Below are 20,014 nucleotides of genomic sequence, written 5' to 3' on the forward strand. Positions count from 1 at the left end.
ACGCTTCCTTTGTACTCACCCGCAGAACATTTTCTGAGGCTTTCCTCCGGGCGCTTCCCTTCGGTCTTGCGTTTCCGACTCTATCAGACTCTTTCGTGTCCGATTCCCGGTCGAAGCGGGTCAAGCGATTTTCGCTTTCCAGTTCTTCGCTTTCGCGTTTCCCTTTCCGGCGGGTCAGACACTATCAAACCTTTCCGGTCCCCCTGACCGGCCCCCCGCAGACATGCGGGTGCCCGATTTCGGGTTAGGGTTTGGGCTCAATAGCCGTTGCCGACCCCCGACTCAAAGTCGCGTTGGGGCCAGGCAGGAGTACGACAGTACAGGCAGCCGGTAGTCGAGGCAAATCGTTTCCGGTGCGCCCCTAGGTCCTCGAACCGTCAGGACTCGGGCGGAACCGGGACTTCTTATGACTTACGCTGCTGAGCAGTACGCCGTCCTCCTGTCCAGCCGTGGCGGCACCTTCGAAGCTCCACTGGGAGGCCCCCCATGACCACTGTGACGTCCCCTCTTGCCGGACGTGCCGTTGGGCTCGCTGCCGTACCCGACCCCGTCTTCGCGGGCGCGATGGTCGGTCCCGGCACCGCTATCGACCCCGTCCGCGAGCCCTCCGAGGCGGTCTCCCCCGTCGACGGAGTCATCGTCTCCCTCCACCCGCACGCCTTCGTGGTGGTCGACAGCGACGGGCACGGTGTGCTCACGCACCTGGGCATCGACACGGTCCAGCTCAACGGCGAGGGCTTCGAGCTGCTCGTGAGCAAGGGCGACACCGTCACCCGCGGTCAGGCCGTCGTCCGTTGGGACCCCTCCGCCGTCGAGAAGGCCGGCAAGTCCCCGGTGTGCCCGATCGTGGCGCTGGAAGCGACGGCCGAGTCCCTCTCGGGCCTCGTGGAGTCCGGCGACGTCGCGGCCGGCGACGCGCTGTTCGGCTGGCAGTAACGCGATCGGCGCAGTGACAGCCGACTGGATATCCACCACCGCGGAGGCAACGGCCACCGCACGACCGGAGACGGGTGAAATGGAGACAACGCTGCGAGGCGTAGGCGTGAGCCACGGTGTGGCGATCGGCGAGGTACGGCACATGGGCACCGCGGTGCTCGAACCGCCGGCCAAGCAGATCCCCGCCGAGGAGGCCGAGCGCGAGCAGGGGCGGGCCCGGCAGGCCGTGGAGGCCGTGGCCGCCGACCTCATCGCGCGCGGCAACCTGGCCGGTGGCGAGGCCCAGCACGTGCTGGAGGCCCAGGCCATGATGGCCCAGGACCCCGAGCTCATGGCCGATGTCGAACGCCGCATCGCCGTCGGGAGCACCGCCGAGCGCGGCGTGTACGACGCGTTCGCCTCGTACCGGGCACTCCTGGCCGGCGCCGGGGAGTACCTGGCGGGCCGGGTCGCCGACCTCGACGACGTCCGGAACCGCATCGTGGCGCGCCTGCTCGGTGTGCCGATGCCCGGCGTGCCGGACAGCGACGAGCCCTACGTCCTGATCGCCCGGGACCTCGCCCCCGCCGACACGGCGCTGCTGGACCCCGCGCTGGTCCTCGGCTTCGTCACCGAGGAGGGCGGGCCGACCAGCCACAGCGCCATCCTGGCCCGGGCACTCGGTGTCCCGGCCGTGGTGGCCCTGCCCGGGGCCGGTGAGCTGGCCGAGGGCACGCTCATCGCCGTGGACGGCAGCACCGGCGAGATCTTCGTCGAGCCGAGCGACGCCAAGCGGGCGGAGCTGGAGAGCGCCGCCGCCGCGCGCAAGGCCGCGCTGACCGCCGCGACGGGCCCCGGTGCCACGTCGGACGGTCACAAGGTGCCGCTGCTCGCCAACGTCGGCGGTCCCGCCGACGTGCCGGCGGCCGTGGAGGCGGGTGCGGAGGGCGTCGGCCTGTTCCGTACGGAGTTCCTCTTCCTGGACGACAGCAAGCAGGCGCCGTCCGAGGAGAAGCAGATCGCCGCGTACCGCGCGGTGCTCGAAGCCTTCCCCGAGGGCCGTGTCGTGGTGCGTGTGCTGGACGCGGGCGCGGACAAGCCGCTCGACTTCCTGACCCCGGCGGACGAACCCAACCCGGCGCTGGGCGTGCGCGGGCTGCGGAGCCTGCTGGACCACCCGGATGTGCTGCGTACCCAGCTGACCGCGCTGTCGAAGGCTACCGAGGGGCTGCCCGTCTACCTCGAGGTCATGGCGCCCATGGTGGCCGACCGCGCGGACGCCAAGGCTTTCGCCGACGCCTGCCGCGAGGCCGGGCTGAACGCGAAGTTCGGCGCGATGGTGGAGATCCCGTCCGCCGCGCTGCGGGCGCGCTCGGTGCTGCAGGAGGTGGAGTTCCTGTCGCTGGGCACCAACGACCTGGCGCAGTACACCTTCGCGGCCGACCGTCAGGTGGGTGCCGTCTCCCGGCTCCAGGACCCGTGGCAGCCGGCGCTGCTGGATCTGGTCGCGCTGTCCGCCGACGCCGCGAAGGCCGAGGGCAAGAGCTGTGGTGTCTGTGGTGAGGCGGCCTCCGATCCGCTGCTCGCCTGTGTGCTGACGGGTCTGGGTGTGACGTCCCTGTCGATGGGTGCGGCGTCCATTCCCTACGTCCGCGCCACGCTGGCCAAGTACACGCTGGCGCAGTGCGAGCGGGCCGCTGCGGCCGCGCGTGCGGCCGATTCCGCCGAGGAAGCGCGCCGGGCGGCGCAGGCGGTGCTGTCGGGCGAGTAGTCCGGGAGCGGACGACGCGAGGTGAAGGGGCTTTCCGCCGGGGACCGGCGGAAAGCCCCTTCGTCGTGTCAGCGGTGCTCCTCCGGTTCGTCGGCGCCGATGTCGAAGCCCGCGCAGTACTCCACACCGGACTCGGGGGCGACGGGCTCGCCCGTGTCCGCGTCGGTGCAGTAGGCGCTGAAGACCTCGCCGGCGGTGAGCGGGTCAAGGTTGCCCCGGGTCAGCCGCCAGCCGTGCACCCGGTCCGGAGCGCCGGGGTTGCTCGTACGCAGGACGACTCCGCCGTGGCTCTCCAGGGCGACGGCGACGGCGAGGACGCTCACGAACTCGGCGCCCTCCGAGGTGTCGAGCAGGACGGCCCCGGCGGTGGCACGGTCGGTGTGCAGGGCGGCGAGCAGCTGGTCGTTCTCCGTGGGGGTGCTGCACACCAGGTGGTGGGTGCCGGGTCCGGCCGCCTCCAGGGTGCGTTCCAGGAGGTGGGAGGCGCGGTCGAAGGCGGCTTGGCCGATGTCCCGGCCGCAGTCCGCGCAGTCGCCGAGGCCGGCCAGGAGCATGGTGGCGTACTCCCAGGTGGCCCGGCGGACCGCGCGGCCGACGAGCACCTGGATCAGGGCGTCCAGGGGCTGCCCCTCGTAGGTGACGGTGGCTCCGCAGGCGGCGATCTCCGCGGTGAAGCGGCTGCGGCCTGCCGGGGTGTCGGGGGCGATCCCGGACTCCGCGCAGTACTGCACGTACTCCAGGGGGTCGAAGAGGGCGACCGTCGTGTGCACGCCCTGTGCGGTGAGGGCCTTGAGCAGGGCCTCGACCTGTTCCAGATAGACGCCGTGGTCGTCGAAGGTGAAGGTGCGGAAGCGGCGCATGGCCGCGAAGTCCTCCTCATCGGTCAACAGGCCGATGGTGGTGGGTGCTTCGCGGCGCAGCGTGCGTCGCATGGTGGTGGTCACGGTCCGTCCGTGGACGGTGGTCCGCTTGTTCCTTGTCTGCGCCATGATGTCCCCCAGTGCGCTGTCGATCATTGCTCACTCAGAGTAATCAGGGGCACTGACAATGGGTCGGTCAGCGGCGTTCGCGGGCCAGCTTCTCGTAGAAGTGGAGGAGTTCCAGGTTGTCGATGGAGCCGGGGTTGACGGCCTTTTCCAGGGCTGTTCCCTGGAGCAGGCGCTTGACCGGAACCTCGATGCGTTTGCCGGTGAGGGTGTGCGGGATGCCGGGGACCTCGATGACCTCGTCGGGGACGTGGCGAGGCGAGAGGTTCTCGCGGATGGTGCGCTTGATGCTGTCGCGGAGGGCGTCGTCCAGGGTGGCGCCCTCGGCGAGGTGGACGAAGAGCGGCATCCAGTAGCCGCCGTTCGGTTCCTCCAGGCCGATGACGAGGGATTCGCGGATCTCGGGGAGGCGTTCGACGGCCTCGTAGATGTCGGCGGAGCCCATGCGGACGCCCTGCCGGTTGAGGGTGGAATCGGAGCGGCCGTGGATGACGACGGACCCGCGCTCGGTGAGGGTGATCCAGTCGCCGTGGCGCCAGACGCCGGGGTACACGTCGAAGTAGCTGTCGTGGTAGCGGCTGCCGTCGGGGTCGTTCCAGAAGCGGACCGGCATGGACGGCATCGGCTGGGTGACGACGAGCTCGCCGACCTCGTCGGTCAGGGGTTCGCCCGCCGGGTCCCAGGAGTGGAGGTCCACGCCGAGGCTGGCGGCCTGGAGCTCGCCGATGTGGACGGGGAGGGTGGGCACCGCGCCCGCGAAGCAGGTGCAGACGTCGGTGCCGCCGCTGACCGAGGCGATCCAGAGGTCGTCGGCGACCTCGTCGTGGAGCCAGCGGAAGCCGTCCGGCGGGAGCGGGGAGCCGGTGGTGGCGACGCACTGGACGCGGGAGAGGTCGAAGTCGCGTCCCGGGTGGATGCCGGCCTTGCGGCAGGCCATGACGTAGGCGGCCGAGGTGCCGTAGAGGGTGGCGCCGGTCTGTTCGGCGACGCGCCACTGGGCGCTGACGTCCGGGTAGCCCGGGCTTCCGTCGTACAGCACGACGGTGGCGCCGGTGAGGAGGCCGGAGACGAGGAAGTTCCACATCATCCAGCCGGTGGAGGTGTACCAGAAGAAGCGGTCCTCGGGGCCGAGGTCGCAGTGGAGGCCGAGCTGCTTGAGGTGTTCGACCACGATGCCGCCCTGGGACTGGACGATGGCCTTGGGCAGGCCGGTGGTGCCCGAGGAGTAGAGGACCCAGAGCGGGTGGTCGAACGCGACCTGTTCGAAGACGGGCTCGGTGTCGGCCGCGACGAGGGAGGCCCAGTCGAGGGCGCCTTCCGGGGCCTCGGTGCCCAGCAGCGGGATGTGCACGACGGCGCGCAGGGTGGGCAGTTCGCGGCGGAGCTCGGCGACGGTGTCGGCGCGGTGGTGTTCCTTGCCGCCGTAGCGGTAGCCGTCGACGGTGAACAGGACGACGGGTTCGACCTGCTGGAAGCGGTCGAGGACGCTGCGGGCGCCGAAGTCGGGGGCGCAGGAGGTCCAGACGCCGCCGACGGCCGCGGTGGCGAGGAAGGCGACGACGGCCTGCGGGATGTTGGGCAGGTAGCCGCTGACGCGGTCGCCCGGGGTGACGCCGAGGGCGCGGAGTTCGGCGGCGAGCGAGCCGACCTGGCGGCGGAGCTCGGACCAGGAGGTCGGGACCTGGGTGTGGGTCTCGTCCACGTGGATCAGGGCGGGCGCGTCGGCGCGCAGGGGGTCCTCGGAGGCGCGCAGCGCGTGCTCGGCGTAGTTGAGGGTCGCGCCGGTGAACCAGTTGGCGCCGGGCATCGAGCGGTCGCCGATGACCTCTTCGTACGGGGTGGAGAAGCGCACGTCGAACCACTCGGCGACGGCCTTCCAGAAGGTGGCGAGCTCGTCGACGGACCAGCGGTGCAGACTGGCGTAGCCGCCCTCGGCGGGGGCGCCGTGGTGTTCGGCGGCCCAGCTCTGGAACCGGGTGACGGCGGCGGCCGCGATGCGGTCGGGGCCGGGCTGCCACAGGGGGGCTTCGTCGGCTGCTGAGGTCATGGGGGCGGCTCCCTGGCTGTAGCGGGTACGCGGTGTGTGCGCAGGTCGCGCGCACGTGCGGGGTGTGCGCGTGAGGCGACGTCACGGACGATGCCATGTGATCGTCCCCAGCACCAGGGTTGCCCGTACATGGTTCCGTGTCCCGGTATGTGCTCCCGCCACGTCCGGTGCGGGGTGAACGGAAGTTGAACGGCGCTTGTTCGCGGCCGGGCGGGTGGCAGGGTGAGCGGCATGAACGGTCGTGACCTGGTGCGCTCGGTGAAGCTGGTGGGTTCGAAGCGGGGGCTGCGCACGGTGCGCTCGGCGTGGCGCCGGGCGCGTGCGGACGCGCGGGCGTTGCCGGGGCGCGGGGCGGAGCGGGCGCGCATGCCGGGTCCGGTGACGGGGGCGGAGCCGGGGCCCGGGGGCGGGGTGGTGCGGTTCGCCCGTTCGGAGCTGCGGATCCGGGTGGCGGTGGGCGGGGCGGTGTTCTGGGGGTGGGACGGGGCGGGGCCCAGCCCTTCGTACGCGGTGGACGGGGAGGCGCCCGCCGCCGATCCCCGGGCGGTGCTGGAACCGGGTACGGACGGCGGCTGGCAGGTGGTGGCGGAGCGGCTGACGGTCGCGGTGTCCCGGCACGGGGCGGTGGAGTTGCGGACGCCGGGCGGGGTGGTGCTGCGCCGGGAGCTGCCGCCGCGCTGGTGGGAGCCGGTGGCGGGCGGGGAGGCGCGGTGGGTGCAGCGTTCGGAGGTTCCGGCGGACGCGCGGTTCTTCGGTCTCGGTGGGAGGGCGGCGGGGCCCCGGCTGTGGGACAGGTCGTACGCGCTGTGGAACACCGATCCGGGTGGGCGGTTCGGGCCGGGGGACGATCCGCTGTATCTGACGATGCCGGTGCAGCTGGTGGTGGCGGACGCGGGGACGCACCTGGTGTTCTACGACAACTCCTGGTCGGGCCGGGTGTCGTTGCGGGAGGGGAAGGAGGGCGCGGGGTCCGGGCACGACCGGCCCGGCGCTTCGGAGGTGCGGGTGGACGGCGGGCCGTTGCGCTGCTGGGCGGTGGCGGGCACCCCGGCCCGGGTGCTGGCGGGGTGGTCGGCGCTGACGGGGGCGGCCTCGGTGCCGCCGTCCTGGGCGCTGGGTCCGCAGCACGCCCGGTGGGGGTTCGGGTCGGAGCGGGAGGTCCGGCGGATCGTGGCGGGGTACCGGGAGCGGGGGCTGCCGTTGTCGGCGCTGCACCTGGACATCGACCACTACGACGCGCACCGGGTGTTCACCGTGGACCGCGGGCGGTTCCCGGATCTGCCGGGGCTCGCCGGGGAGTTGCGGGAGGCCGGGGTGCGGCTGGTGTCGATCGTGGACCCGGCGGTCGCCGCGGTCCGGGGGAACGCGGTCTACGACTCCGGCCGGGCGGTGGGTCCTTCGGGGGCGTTCGTCCGGGATGCCCGGGGGCGGGAGGTGCGCGGGGAGGTGTGGCCGGGTGCGTGCGTGTATCCGGACTTCACGGATCCGGGGGTGCGGGAGTGGTGGGGCGGGCTGTACGCGGAGCGGCTGGCGCAGGGGTTCTCCGGGGTGTGGCACGACATGAACGAGCCGGTGTCCTTCGCGGCGTTCGGTGATCCGTCGTTGCCGCGTTCGGCGCTCCACGCGCTGGAGGGGCGCGGCGGTGACCACCGGGAGGCGCACAACGTGTACGGGCTGGCGATGGCGCGGGCCGGGTACGAGGGGCTGGCCCGGCTGCGCCCCGATGAGCGGCCGTTCCTGTTCTCGCGTTCCGGCTGGGCGGGGATGCAGCGGTACGGGGGCACCTGGTCCGGTGATGTGGCGACGGGGTGGCCGGGGCTGCGGGCGTCGTTGGCGCTGGTTCTGGGGCTCGGGCTGTGCGGGGTGCCGTACTCGGGTCCGGATGTGGGCGGGTTCGACGGGTCGCCGTCGCCCGAGCTGTATCTGCGGTGGTTCCAGCTGGGCGCGTATCTGCCGCTGTTCCGTACGCACGCGGCGATCGACGCGGGGCGCCGGGAGCCGTGGGAGTTCGGTCCCGAGGTGCTGGCCGGGGCGCGGGAGGTGCTGGCGGAGCGGGAGCGGTTGCGGCCGTACTGGGTGACCCTGGCGCGGCTGGCGGCGCTGACGGGTGCGCCGTACGTACGCCCGCTGTGGTGGTCGGCGCCCGGGGACCGGGGGCTGCGGGACTGCGAGGACGCGTTCCTGCTGGGTGACGCCCTGCTGGTGGCGCCCGTGCTGGAGCCGGGGGTGGTGCGGCGGGCGGTACGGCTGCCGCCGGGGCGCTGGTACGACACGGTGAGCGGGGCGGTGTACGAGGGGCCGGGGCGGGTGGTGGTGGAGGCGCCGCTGTCCCGGGTGCCGGTGCTGGCGCGGGCGGGGGCGGTGATTCCGGTGCGGGGTGCGGACGGCACCGTGGAGTTGGAGGTGTGGGCGCCGGTGGCGGGGCGTCCGGGTGGCGGGACGGTGGTCCCGGACGCGGGTGACGGCTGGGAGCCTGTGGAGGCCGAGCGGTACACGTCCCGGCTGGAGGGCGGGCGCGTCATGGTGGAGCGGGACGGCGGGGCGGTGGACCGCCCGGTGCGGGTGCGGGGCGGCAGGGCTCAGCGGTAGCGGCCGGCGAACCAGCGGTGGACGGCCTCGGTGTGCAGGGGGAAGGCGAGCGGGGCGGGGGCGGTGAGCAGGCTGTGGCCGGACGTCTCGTCGGTGGGGGCGGAAGGCGGGAGCGCGGCGGCGGGCCGTTCGGGGAGGAGCCCGAAGAGGAGCAGGTGTCCGGCGGGTGAGCTGAGGGCGTCGGCGAGGCGGACGTCCTCGGGGCGTGCCTCGATGCGGGTCTCCTCGCGCAGTTCGCGTACGACGGCGTGCTGCCAGTCCTCGGCGTGGTCGATGAAGCCGCCGGGCAGGGCGAGGCCGCCGCGTGCGGGTTCGATGGTGCGGGTGATGACGACGAGGCCGGTGGTGTCGCCGTCGGTGACGGGGAGCAGGGCGACGGCGACCGGGAGCGGGTTGCGGTAGGCGGTCTCGCCGCAGGCGGCGCAGGTGCGGGGCCAGGTGTCGGGGGACGGCAGGCCGGTGTACGCGGCTCCGCAGGCGGGGCAGTGGGAGTACGTCACGGGCTGCTCCGTTTCCTCGGGGGCCGGGCCGCGCTCGTGGTGACCGGGCGTGGGACCGGTGGCGGACACGCGCGGACTGTACCGGATCTCCTTTCCGGCGGCCCCGGACCGTGGAGGATGTGCTCATGACAGCCATCGCGACCGCTTTCCGTGCCCTGGCGGCCTCCGCCGCCGCCCTGCTCGCCGTGACCGTCACCGCGCCGGTGGCGCAGGCGAGGCCCGAGCCGAAGGCGCCCCGGGAGTTCGTCTCGCTGCGTTCGGTGGACCCCACGATCCTCCAGGAGATGCGCTACCCGACCGCCCACGACTTCATGGGCGAGCCCGTGGACGGCTACCGGCAGCCGCTCTGCATCCTGACCCGGCCGGCCGCCGAGGCCCTGCACCGCGCGCAGCTCCGGCTGCTGCGGCAGGGCTACTCGCTGAAGGTGTACGACTGTTACCGCCCGCAGCGGGCCGTCGACCACTTCGTGCGGTGGGCGAAGGACCTGGACGACGAGACGATGAAGGGCGAGTTCTATCCCCGCGTCGACAAGTCCCGGCTCTTCGCGGACGGTTACATCGCGGAGAAGTCCGGGCACAGCCGGGGCAGCACCGTGGACCTGACGCTCGTACGGCTTCCCGCCGCGCCGACCAGGCCGTACCGCCCGGGCGAGAAGCTGGTGCCGTGCTACGCGCCGCAGGCCGACCGTTTCCCCGACAACTCCGTGGACATGGGCACCGGGTTCGACTGCTTCGACACGCTCTCGCACACCGATGATCCCCGGATCCAGGGGGTGCAGCGCGCCAACCGGCAGTTCCTGAAGAAGACGCTCACCGAGGCCGGATTCGTGAATCTGGCCGAGGAATGGTGGCACTACACCTTCCAGCCCGAGACGTTCCCCGACACCTATTTCGACTTCCCGGTGGCCCACAGGCCGGTCGCCGGGCACTGAGCCGGTCGCGCGGGAACGGGCGGCCGGGACCACCCCCGTGGGTTCCGGCCGCCCGTTCTCCTTTTCGGACGCGGCGCAGCGGTTTCCGGTTGCCGGATCAGCCATTACGGTGCCCGTATGTCACAGCAGACGTTCGATTCGTACGAAGAGTTCTGGCCGTACTACGTCGCGATGCACTCGCGGGCCGCGACCCGCTGGGTGCATCTCACCGGCACCCTGACCGGTCTCGCGATCAGCGCGTACGGGCTGGCGCGCGGCCGGAAGCGGTATCTGGCCGCGCTGCCGCTCATCGGCTACGGCACGGCCTGGCCCGCGCACTTCCTGATCGAGAAGAACAACCCGGCCACCTTCGGCCACCCGGCCTGGTCGCTGCGCGGTGACGTGCAGATGATCCGGATGATGCTGGCCGGGCGGGACCACGAGCTGGCGCAGACCGCCGAGAAGTGGCTGGCGGAGAACGGGCGTTAGGTGGTGACGGGCTCGCGCGGGCGGTCCGCGCGGGCCAGGGCGTGTTCGACCACGGCCACCAGCACGTCCCGGGCCGAGGCCCGGTCCCGCGCGTCGCACATCAGGAGCGGCACCTGCGGGTCCAGGTCGAGCGCAGCCCGTACCGTCGCCTCCGGGAACAGGTCCGCGCCCTCGAAGCAGTTGACGGCGACGGCGAACGGGATCTCACGGCGCTCGAAGTAGTCGACGGCCGCGAAGCAGTCGGCCAGGCGCCGGGTGTCCGCGAGCACGACCGCGCCCAGCGCGCCCTGTGCCAGCTCGTCCCAGAGGAACCAGAACCGGTCCTGTCCCGGCGTGCCGAAGAGGTACAGCACCAGGTCCTCGCGGAGCGTGATCCGCCCGAAGTCCATGGCCACGGTCGTCGTGGTCTTCCCCTCGACGCCGTCCAGGTCGTCCACCGGACGGCCCGCCTCGGTCAGCCGTTCCTCCGTGCGCAGCGGCCTGATCTCGCTGACCGCGCCCACCAGCGTCGTCTTGCCCACGCCGAAGCCGCCCGCCACCAGGATCTTGAGGGTGACGGGCTCCACGGGCCGCCTGCTGCGGCTAGAGCGCCCGAAGGCCATTGATCACCTCACGGAGAATGTTCACGTCCGGCAGCTCGGCCGGCGGAACGGGACGGGTCACGTGGACCAGCTCGTCGTCCACGAGATCGCCGACCAGCACCCGTACCACGCCCACGGGCAGGTCCAGGGACGAGGCGAGCTCGGCGATCGACTGGGGCAGCTCACCGCAGAGTCCGAGGATCTCGACGTGTTCCGGGGTGAGCAGCTGGTCGTTGTCCGGATCGTCGGCCGCGGGTTCGGGCACGACGATCGCGATCAGGTCGAGGCGGTGGCGGGACGCGCTGCTGGTGCGCCCGCGGGTCATCGCGTAGGGGCGGACGACGGGCCCCGCGTCGTCGTCGTACCAGCGCGGGGTCCGCGGCCTTTCCGGGGTCTCCGGGGAGCCGGGCGATGCGGCGCTCATGGCGTCCGCTCACCCCCCGGAGGGCTGACCGGCCGTCCGGGGCGCGTTGGCCAGGTGGCTGCCCACGCGCTTGACCATGAGCGTCATCTCGTACGCCACCTGCCCCACGTCCGACTCGGATTCGGCCAGGACGGCGAGGCAGCTGCCGTCGCCGGCCGCCGTGACGAAGAGGAACGCCTCGTCCAGCTCGACGACGGTCTGGCGGACCCTGCCCGCGTCGAAGTGGCGGCCGACGCCCTTGGCCAGGCTGTGGAAGCCGGAGGCGACGGCGGCCAGGTGCTCGCTGTCCTCCCGCGTCAGGTCCTTGGACGCGCCGGTGGGCAGGCCGTCGCTGGAGAGCACCAGCGCCTTGCGGATGCTGGCGACGCGCGCGACGAGTTCGTCGAGGAGCCAGTTGAGTTCGCCGGACCCCTGGCGTGCGGTGTCGGCTTCGGCGGCGTTCGGTGCGGTCATGGACCGTCCCCTCCCGGTGTGGTTCCTGGTGCGGTGTCGCCGGGGCCCATCGGGTCCTCGGCGTTCTCCTGGCGGCCGCGCTGCCAGCCACGCTGGAGCGAAGCCATACGGCTGCGTACCTCTTCGGCGTCCCGTTCGATGTCGTCGGCGCTCTCCACCGGTGCGGGCCGCGCCGTGCGGGCGTCCGGGCCCTCGCGCAGCTGCGGGGCGAGGCTGGCCTGCCGGACGCGGCGGGGCAGGCCGCCGACGGTGTCGGGGGCGGGCTCGGGCGCACGGGGTGCGGGGACGGCGGGACGGCGGTCCAACGGGCGGGCCGGTTCGCGGTCCTCGGAGGCGGGGTGGGCGCGGCCTCCCGCTCGGTCTCCCGCGCGCTCTCCCGCACGGTCCCCGTCGACCCGGCGGCCGCGGTCGGTGACCAGCGTCGGCGGGCGGCGCCTGCGGGGCAGCGGCCGGGTGCCCTCGGGGTGCAGGGCGCGAACCCCGTCGTCGGGGGCCTGCTGGTGCTGCTCGCGCTCACCCTCGCGGCGCAGGGCGCGGGCGCGGAAGATGCCGCCGCGTTCGCTCTCGGTGTCCTCCAGGTCGGCGACCCCGTCGAGCACGGAGTCGAGCCCGGGGCCGGACACCGCTTCGAGGACCGGGTCGCGGGTGAAGTCCAGCGGTTCGTCGCCCTCCAGCTCGACGGGGCCGTTGAGCAGGGCCGGGTCGACCAGGCCGGTGGGGACCGGGGAGAGGCCGCTCGGCCGCCCCGGCACCGGGTCGTCGGCCTCGGGGCGCCGGGTGTCGCCGTCCGGCGTGCCGGCGGCGAGGGCCTTCTCGGCCCGGCGGTCGAGGCGGAAGCCGGTGCCGTGCGATTCGGGGGCGTCGGTGAGGAGGGCGGCGGGGAGGAAGACGACGGCGGTGGTGCCGCCGTACGGGGAGGTCTGGAGGGAGACCCGGACGTTCTGCCGCTGAGCGAGGCGGCTGACCACGAAGAGGCCGAGGCGGTCGGTGTCGGACAGCTCGAACTCGGGGGTCTCGGCGAGCCGGAGGTTGGCGTCGAGCAGGACGTCGGGGGGCATGCCGAGGCCCCGGTCGTGGATCTCCAGGGTGAAGCCGTTGGCGACACGCTCGCCGTGCACCTGGACCGCGGTGTGCGGGGGCGAGAACACCGTGGCGTTCTCCAGGAGTTCGGCGATCAGGTGGGTGAGGTCGGCGACGGCCGGGCCGCCGACGCCGATCCGGGGCAGCCGTCGGACCTCGATGCGTTCGTAGTCCTCGACCTCGGCGACGGCGGCCCGGACCACGTCCATCAGCTGGATGGGCTTGCGCCACTGCCGGGAGGGGGCGGCGCCGGAGAGGATCACCAGGCCCTCGGCGTGACGGCGCATGCGGGTGGTGAGGTGGTCGAGGCGGAAGAGGTCGGCGAGTTCGTCGGTGTTCTCGGTGCGGCGCTCCATGGTGTCCAGGAGCGTGAGCTGGCGGTGGAGCAGGACCTGGTTGCGGCGGGCGAGGTTGACGAAGACCTCGGAGACGCCGCGGCGCATGTCGGCCTGTTTGACGGCCGCCTCGACGGCGGCGCGTTGCAGGGTGTTGAGGGCCTGGCCGACCTGGCCGATCTCGTCGCGCTCGTACTGCAGGTGCGGGGACTCGGTCTCCACGTCGACCTGTTCGCCCGAGGCGAGGCGGCGCATCACGCTCGGCAGCCGGACGCCGGCGACCTCGTGGGCGTCCTTGCGGAGCCGGGTGAGGTCGCGGACGAGCTCGCGGCCGATGCGTACGGAGACGAAGACGGAGACGACGAGGGCGAGGAAGCCGAGGACACCGGCGATGCCCGCCTTGATCAGGATGCCGTAGCCGGCGGGCTTGCCCCGGTCGTTGAAGCGGTTGTTCATCTCCGTCGAGTCGTTGGCCAGCCGTTCCAGGGCGGCCGGGGCCACCTCCTGCCAGCGGGCGGCGTCGGCGGTGCGCGGACTGCTGGTGGGGCCGCGGGAGATGATCCCGTCCTCGGCGGAGCGCAGCGGTTCGCTGTCCGGGCCCTGCCAGTACTCCTGGACGCGGCGGCGTTCGGAGGCGGGGAGGAGGTCGAGGTTGGTCTCGTAGAGCAGGCCGCGCTGGGCGACGAGGTCGGATATCTGGCGGAGTTCGGGGGCGGTGAGGCGGCCGGCCAGGAGTCCGGAGGCGACCAGGGCGTCTTCCCGGGAGAGCATCTCGCGGGCGCGGGACATGCCGGTCAGTGCGCGGACCTGCCGGTCCATGGAGACGTTCTCCATGGTGTGCAGGCCGGTCAGGAATCGGTAGCAGGGGTCGATCAGGCGGTTGTAGTAGGTCATCGCCTTGAGCCGGCCGATGGTGCGTTTGTCGACGGAGTCGCGCAGGGCGTCGAGTCCTTCGACGGCGCCGAGTATCGAGCCGAGCTGCGTTTCCGCGGTGGCGCCGAGTGCGTCGCGGATGTCCTTCTGTCCGGCGCTCTCGCGGACCTCGGCCACGACCCGGTCGGTGGCGGCGCGTTGGCGGCGCAGTACGGGCAGGGCGTCGGAGGCGCGCGGGTCGGCGAGGAAGACCAGGGTCTGGCGGCGTTCGCTCTGGATGACCCGGACGGTGTCCTCCAGGGGGTGGCCGACCTTCTCCACGACGGTGCTCGCGCCGAGCAGTTTCCCGGCCTCGCGCCCGGTGAGATAGGTGGCGAATCCCCAGAGGGCGGTGAGCGATACGAGGGGCACCACGAGCAACGCCACGATCTTCCTGCGGATGGACTTTCCGCGAAAGCGCATGCCTCCCCCAGGTCATCCCCGCGGGACCGGGGACGGGTTTCGTCAACAAACGGCGCGAGCCTACTACCGACGGACAGACAACTCGAAGGCATGTCCGGACGATTTTCAGCCGCCTTACCGGGAGTTGACCATGGCTTGTCCCGGTATTCCGGGAGATGAAATTCACGAAAGCGACAGAAGAGGCCCCGGGGCATGGCAGGTTCCTTCACGTCCCGGTTGGCTGGAATTCTTCGTTTCGTGACGCCTGGGAGGAATCTTCACCGCTGACCACTCGTCTGTCTGTACGGGGGTAGGGGGACCAACGGGGCACGCTCGGGCGGACGGGACGGACCGTCCGCGTAGAAAGGGTGTATGCCGGGCAGCAACCCTGAAGTCGGACAGCGGTGGGAGTGAACGGCCTTGGACACACAGGAGCGTGAGGGCGCGGTGGAGTCTGCGGGGGATGTGAGCGAGCCGGGGCGGCCGCCTCTGTGGGTGGAGGAGCCCGCGACGCGCAGGCGCATGCCCGACCCGGTGCGGACGGCGGCGGTGCGGGCGGTGATCGTCATGTCGCTGACGATGATCCTGGCGATGGTGGCGTTCCTCACCGCGCTGGCGGGGTCCTGGCTCTCCTTCCCCATGGTGCTGAGCGGGGTGGCGAGCACGGTGGTCGCGACCTGGGCGGTGCTGGACGTCTGGGTCACCCGCCAGGTGTGGAACCAGCGCAACGGCGTGGTCTCCGAGCCCAGCAGCTCGGCCCGTGCTCTGCGGCGCGAGCGGCGCCGGGCGCGGCGTGAGGCCCGCACCGCGCAGCGGGACGCGGCGCGGATAGGGCACCGAGGCGGCGCGGACCGGCTCTCGCGGGCCTGACCGCGCCCGGCAGCCTCAGGGGGCCCTGGTCTCCTCGATCGTCTCGGACGCGTCCGGGGTCCGGGGCGCCGGGGCGCCGCGCTTGAACATGCGGGTCGCGGTGATCTCGCCGTGCACGGTCTCGCTGCCGGGGTCCTGCTGCGGCAGCCCGGGGCGCAGGTGCTCCTCGACGCTGATGTACTTCAGCCCGGCGCGCAGGTCCGCGTCGTTGCGGAGCCGGATGACGAGCGGGAATTCCGCCAGGGCCGTCGTGTCGAACAGGCCGGTGGTGTACAGCAGTTGTACGCCGAGCGCGTCGGCCACCGCGCGCTGGAGTTCCAGCAGATAGGTGGCGTTGGCCCGGCCGATCGGGTTGTCCAGGAACAGCGTGCCCGCGTGCCGGTGCTCCGCGCGGTCGCGCCCCCGGTCGTTGCTGCGCAGGGCGGCCATCGTGCAGTACAGGGCGATGGCGGCGGTGAGCAGCTGGCCGCCGGAGAAGACGTCGCCCATCTGCCCGACCGGCACGCGCTCGGCGCGCAGCACGGCGTCGGGCTTCAGGATCTCGACGGCGACGCCCTTGGGTTCCAGCGCCGCCCCGACCCCGCGCAGGAGCAGCGACATGCCGTCGCGGCGCAGGTCGGAGTTCTTCCTCAGGGCCGCCCTCGTCGCCTCGTCCACGACCTCGCCGAGCCGTTCGGTGAGGGTGGCCTGGTCGGGCTCCTCGAAGCGGATGCGGAGGAATTCCTGCCCGGACCACTCCCCCAGGCCCTCGGGGAGCCGGGAGAGCCGCTGAGCGGAGCGGAGCGTGGTGAGCGCGGACTCCACCAGGCCGCGCAGCCGGTCCACGATGGAGTCGCGGTTGCGCTCCAGCTGGGCCAGCTCGTCGGTGAGGACGCGGAGCCGGGGCGCGAAGGCGGCGGCCCACTTCTCGGCGTGCTCGGGGAGCGCGGCGGCGGGCAGTTCGCGGATCTGCTGCCGGGCCGGGGTGCGGACCTGCTCGTAGCGGGTGGAGTTGGCGTGCCGTACGAGGACGTCGCTCGCCTCCCGGACGGCCGCCTCGGCGGCGGAGAGGTCGGCGGCGCAGCCGCGCAGCGAGCGGCGGGCCTCGGCGGCGGACTGCCGGGCCTCCTCCAGGCTGCCCGGGTACGGCTCGGGCTCCTCCGGGTCGTCCTCGGCGCCGTGGTCCCTGAGCAGGTCGCGCAGCAGGGCGGCCGTCTCGTCGAAGCCGCCCGCCGCGTCCTCGGCCGCGCGGTGGGCGTGCAGCAGCTCGGCGTGGGCGGCACGGGCGGTGTCCAGCGCGGCGTTGGCGGCGGCCAGCTCGGCGGTGGCGGTCCGCAGGAGGGCCTGGGCCTGTTCGGCGTCGGCGGGCACCCGGTCGTCGGGCAGCTCGGTGTGCAGGCTCTCGCCGTCGGCGGGCGCCAGGCGTTCGGCCTCGCCGCGCAGCCGGCCGAGCTGCTCGCTGGCGGCGGAGGCGCGGGTCTCCAGGAGCTGGACGAGGGATTCGGCGCGGGCGGCCGCCGCCTGCCGGGACGGGCCGTCGGCGCCGTCGGTGCCCTCCAGGAGCTGGGCGGCCCGGGTGCGGACCTTGTTGGTGAGGCGGTCCAGCTCGGCGAGGGCGGCGCTCTCGTCGCTCTCGGCGCGGGCCTGCTCGGCGCGCAGGTCGGCGCCGACGCCCACCTTCTCGTACAGCTGGGACGCCGCCCGGTACGCCTCGCGCAGGGCGGGCAGGGCCTGGCGCGGGGCGTCCTCGCCGGGGTCGGGGAGGTGTTCGGGGGCTCCGGCGATCTCGGCGCGTTCGGCGCGCAGGGCGCGGGCGGTGCGGCGGGCGTCGTCGGCGGCGCGCTGGGCGGCGCGGCGGTCCTCATCGGCGGCCCGGGCGCGCTCCAGGAAGACGGTGGCGCGGGCCTCGCTCTCCGCCGCCTCGTCGGTCAGCTCGCGCAGCTTGGCCTGCCAGCCGGCCCGTTCCCGCAGCCGGAAGGCGAGTCCGGCGAGCGCGTCGGCGGCCCGGCGGGCGCGCTGGGCGGCCTCCTGGCGCTCCTCGCGGACCCGGGCGGTGTCGGCGGCGGCCTCGTCGGCCTCGGCGCGGACCGTGCGGGCCTCGGCGAGGACGGCTTCGGCGGTCTCGGCAGTGGTGCGGGCGGTACCGGCGGCTTCGGCGAGCTCGGCGAGCATGCCGGGCGGGCAGTCGGCGCGCCAGGAACCGATGCGGGCGGCGAGGGCGCGGTCGGCGCCGAGGCGGGCGGCGAGCACGCGGATGTCCTCGTCGCGGGCGGCGGCCCGGCTGCGCAGCGCCTGGCGCTCCTCGTCGGCGGCGTGCTCGTCGTGCATGGCCGGGTTCGGCGGTACGAGGAAGACGCCCTCGCCGGTGCCGGACGCGCCGGTGCCGGGGTCGGGCACGGGTGCGAGGAGGGCGGCGGCGGTGCCGACGGCGACGGCGGACCGGGGCAGCAGGGCGGCGGCGCCGAGGACGTCACGGGCGCGGGCATGCGCGTCGGGGTCGGTGATGACGACGCCGTCCACGAGCTCGGGGCGGGCGGCCAGGACGGCGGCGTGGTCGGCGGGGTCCACGGCCTGGGCGAGGTAGCGCCAGCCGGGGAGGGCGGGGATGCCCTGTTCGCCGAGGAATTCCACGGTGGCCAGGACGTCGGGGCTCGGCGGGAGGAGGCCGCCGTCGCCGAGCGCGCCCAGGATGCGGGCGTCGTCGGCGGCCGCGGTGCGCAGTTCGAACAGGCGCCGTTCGGCGGTGGCGACGCTCTGGTCGAGCAGGTAGCGCAGTTCGTCGGCGGCGCGGTCGAACTCGTCGGCGGTGAGGGGCCGGGGGCGGTCGGCGTCCGCGGCCTCGTCGGTGCGGTGCGGGTCGTCGCCGGCCGCTTCGGCGCCGCGCGCGGCCTGGCGGGGCAGGGGGACGGCGCCGGGCAGGCCGAGCAGTTCGGCGAGGCGGGGTTCGGCGGCGATCGAGTCGGCGGCCCTCAGCTCCGCCTCGTACGCCTGCTCGGCGGCGCGGGCGGCGTCGGCGGCGCGGGCGGCGGCCAGTTCGGCGCGGGACTCGTCGGCGGCGGCCTGGCGGGCCCGGTCGGCGGCGGCTCCGGCGGCCTCGCGGGCGGTGTCCCAGGCGGCCACGGCGGCCTGTTCGGCGTCGTTGGCGGCGAGGGCGGCCCTCGCCGGGTCGGCGTGCGGCGCGGTGTCGTCCAGCCACCCGGCCCGGACGGCTTCGGCGGTCTCCTGCTCGACCTCGGCGAGGCGCTGGCGCAGGTGGCCTGCCTCGCTGCGGGCGCGCTGCGCCTCGGTGGCGGCGGTGGTGGCGTCCCGGTGGGCGGCCTCACCGGCGCTCTGGAGGGTGTCGGAGCGCTCCTCCTCCTCGTTGGCCCGGCTCTCGCCCGCCTCGGCGGCGGTGTGCAGCGCCCGTACGAGGTCGGCGGCGGCGCTCGCGCGGGCGGCGAGGGCGGGGGCGGCGTCGCGCTCGGCCTCCCGGATCGCGGCGGCGACGCGGGCGGAGCGGTCGGCGGCGGCGCGGTGGCGCAGGACGGCCTCGGCGGCCTGCCAGGCGGCGTGCAGGGTGCGCGCGTCGCCCAGTTCGCGGCGCTGGGCGGCGGCGCCCTTCTCGGCGGCGGTGAGCGCCAGCGAGGCGTGCCGGTAGGCGAGTTCGGCGGCGATCAGGGCGCTGCGCCCGCGGGTCTCCTCGGCGCCGGTGACGGTGTGGGCTGCGGAGGTGACCTGCTGGGCGAGCTCGGCGGCCCGGCCGCGTTCCGCCCCGGCGCGGGCGGAGAGGCGGCGGGCGAGGGTGCGGGTGCGGCGCTCGGATCCTGCGTGGATGTCGCGGGCGCGGGCGCGGGTCCCGGCGGCCTCGACGATGCGGCCGAGGAGGTCGACGGAGCCGGCGGTGAAGTCGCGTTCGGCGGTGAGCTCGGCGCGGCGGCCGAGTTTGTTGCCGAAGCCGCTGACGAGGTCGGCGAGGCCGTCCGTGTCGCGGGTGTCGGTGACGGCGCGCAGCAGCAGGTCGGTGAAGTCGGAGTCCTTCTTGACCGCGAAGAGTCCGGCCGCCTCGCCCTCGTCGGCGTTCATCTCGCGCTGGTAGCGGAAGAGTTCGGGGTCGAGGCCCAGGTCGCCCAGGTGCTCGTTCCAGCGGTCGTGGATCTCCTCCCAGTGCACGTCGAGGTGCTGGTAGAACTTCCCGGCCTCGGTGAGCGCGTCGCGGAAGCCCTTCATGGTGCGGCGTCGGCCGCGCGCGCCGGAGACGCCTTCGGCGGGGCGACCGACGGCGGTGGACTCGGCCACGGGCAGCGAGTCGAGGCCGAGTCCGGGGCCGGGCCGGAACGAGTACCACGCCTCGGCGAACTTCCGGGGGTCGTTGGAGACCTGGCGTCCGCGCCACTCGCTGACCTTGCCGACGACCACGCACTCGCCGGTCAGGGTGTGCTGCCACTCCAGGGCGACATGTCCGCAGTCGTCGGCGAGCAGGAACTTGCGGAGCACGCCGGAGCTGGCGCCGCCGAGGGTGTTGCGGTGGCCCGGGAGCATCACCGAGAAGATCAGCTTCAGCAGGACGGACTTGCCGCCGCCGTTCTCCAGGAAGAGGACGCCCGCGGGGGCGGGGCGGCGCGGCGGGCCGACCGGCTCGTCCTCGAAGAACTCCGCCTGCGCCGGGGCGGGGCGGGGCACGGGCGCGCCGACTCCGCGCAGGTCGAGCACGGTGTCGGCGTAGCGTGCGCCGGCCGGTCCGATGGAGTAGAGGCGGACCCGGGACAGCTCGTACATGGCGGCGGACTCTCG

Annotated in this window: 14 protein-coding genes; 6 read left to right on the forward strand and 8 right to left on the reverse strand. The window is 73.7% G+C overall.

Annotated elements, in window-relative coordinates:
* The first annotated feature begins 486 nt into the window (after nucleotides 1-486).
* Both AMK18_RS22690 and ptsP read left to right on the forward strand, forming a co-directional pair.
* Complete coding sequence (locus AMK18_RS22690; protein WP_026171635.1) at nucleotides 487-936, forward strand: PTS sugar transporter subunit IIA; 450 nt, start codon at nucleotides 487-489, stop codon at nucleotides 934-936.
* A 79-nt stretch (nucleotides 937-1,015) separates the two neighbouring features.
* Entirely contained in the window at nucleotides 1,016-2,686 is a 1,671-nt protein-coding gene (gene ptsP, locus AMK18_RS22695; protein WP_073864240.1) for a phosphoenolpyruvate--protein phosphotransferase, read from the forward strand.
* 68 nt (nucleotides 2,687-2,754) lie between these two features.
* Here ptsP and AMK18_RS22700 read toward each other — a convergent pair whose 3' ends face one another.
* Entirely contained in the window at nucleotides 2,755-3,702 is a 948-nt protein-coding gene (locus AMK18_RS22700; protein WP_073864241.1) for a hypothetical protein, read from the reverse strand.
* Between the two features lie 40 nt (nucleotides 3,703-3,742).
* Nucleotides 3,743-5,719, reverse strand: a complete 1,977-nt coding sequence (locus tag AMK18_RS22705; protein WP_073864243.1) for an acetoacetate--CoA ligase — start codon at nucleotides 5,717-5,719, stop codon at nucleotides 3,743-3,745.
* A gap of 231 nt (nucleotides 5,720-5,950) precedes the next feature.
* Here AMK18_RS22705 and AMK18_RS22710 point away from each other — a divergent pair, with 231 nt between their 5' ends.
* The gene (locus tag AMK18_RS22710; protein ID WP_073864244.1) at nucleotides 5,951-8,308 is read left to right on the forward strand and encodes a glycoside hydrolase family 31 protein; all 2,358 of its coding nucleotides are present in this window, start codon (nucleotides 5,951-5,953) and stop codon (nucleotides 8,306-8,308) included.
* Here AMK18_RS22710 and AMK18_RS22715 read toward each other — a convergent pair.
* Complete coding sequence (locus tag AMK18_RS22715; protein WP_018103976.1) at nucleotides 8,299-8,877, reverse strand: NUDIX domain-containing protein; 579 nt, start codon at nucleotides 8,875-8,877, stop codon at nucleotides 8,299-8,301. The genes AMK18_RS22710 and AMK18_RS22715 overlap by 10 nt on opposite strands.
* Before the next feature lie 56 nt (nucleotides 8,878-8,933).
* On the opposite strand from AMK18_RS22715, the gene AMK18_RS22720 reads away from it, so the two are divergent.
* Both AMK18_RS22720 and AMK18_RS22725 read left to right on the forward strand, forming a co-directional pair.
* A complete protein-coding gene (locus AMK18_RS22720; protein ID WP_073864246.1) occupies nucleotides 8,934-9,740 on the forward strand; it encodes a M15 family metallopeptidase in 807 nt (268 codons plus the stop codon).
* Between the two features lie 117 nt (nucleotides 9,741-9,857).
* Complete coding sequence (locus AMK18_RS22725; protein ID WP_073864248.1) at nucleotides 9,858-10,208, forward strand: DUF962 domain-containing protein; 351 nt, start codon at nucleotides 9,858-9,860, stop codon at nucleotides 10,206-10,208.
* Here AMK18_RS22725 and AMK18_RS22730 read toward each other — a convergent pair.
* Genes AMK18_RS22730 through AMK18_RS22745 form a run of 4 tightly spaced genes read right to left on the reverse strand, consistent with a single transcriptional unit; the run spans nucleotide 10,205 to nucleotide 14,416 of the window.
* Nucleotides 10,205-10,810 (reverse strand): GTP-binding protein, encoded by a 606-nt coding sequence (locus tag AMK18_RS22730; RefSeq protein ID WP_073864250.1) that lies wholly within the window; start codon nucleotides 10,808-10,810, stop codon nucleotides 10,205-10,207. The two genes, AMK18_RS22725 and AMK18_RS22730, sit on opposite strands and share 4 nt — an antisense overlap.
* Nucleotides 10,791-11,213, reverse strand: a complete 423-nt coding sequence (locus AMK18_RS22735) for a DUF742 domain-containing protein (protein ID WP_073864252.1) — start codon at nucleotides 11,211-11,213, stop codon at nucleotides 10,791-10,793. The genes AMK18_RS22730 and AMK18_RS22735 overlap by 20 nt, the downstream gene beginning before the upstream one ends.
* 9 nt (nucleotides 11,214-11,222) lie before the next feature.
* The gene (locus AMK18_RS22740) at nucleotides 11,223-11,666 is read right to left on the reverse strand and encodes a roadblock/LC7 domain-containing protein (protein ID WP_018103971.1); all 444 of its coding nucleotides are present in this window, start codon (nucleotides 11,664-11,666) and stop codon (nucleotides 11,223-11,225) included.
* Entirely contained in the window at nucleotides 11,663-14,416 is a 2,754-nt protein-coding gene (locus AMK18_RS22745) for a sensor histidine kinase (RefSeq protein ID WP_073864254.1), read from the reverse strand. The genes AMK18_RS22740 and AMK18_RS22745 overlap by 4 nt, the downstream gene beginning before the upstream one ends.
* Nucleotides 14,417-14,815: 399 nt before the next feature.
* On the opposite strand from AMK18_RS22745, the gene AMK18_RS22750 reads away from it, so the two are divergent.
* Complete coding sequence (locus AMK18_RS22750; protein ID WP_376456562.1) at nucleotides 14,816-15,265, forward strand: hypothetical protein; 450 nt, start codon at nucleotides 14,816-14,818, stop codon at nucleotides 15,263-15,265.
* A gap of 15 nt (nucleotides 15,266-15,280) precedes the next feature.
* On the opposite strand, the gene AMK18_RS22755 is transcribed toward AMK18_RS22750, so the two are convergent.
* A complete protein-coding gene (locus AMK18_RS22755; protein ID WP_073864256.1) occupies nucleotides 15,281-19,999 on the reverse strand; it encodes a hypothetical protein in 4,719 nt (1,572 codons plus the stop codon).
* Nucleotides 20,000-20,014: the final 15 nt, after the last annotated feature.

Source organism: Streptomyces sp. CB01249 (genome assembly GCF_001905735.1).
Lineage (GTDB): Bacteria > Actinomycetota > Actinomycetes > Streptomycetales > Streptomycetaceae > Streptomyces.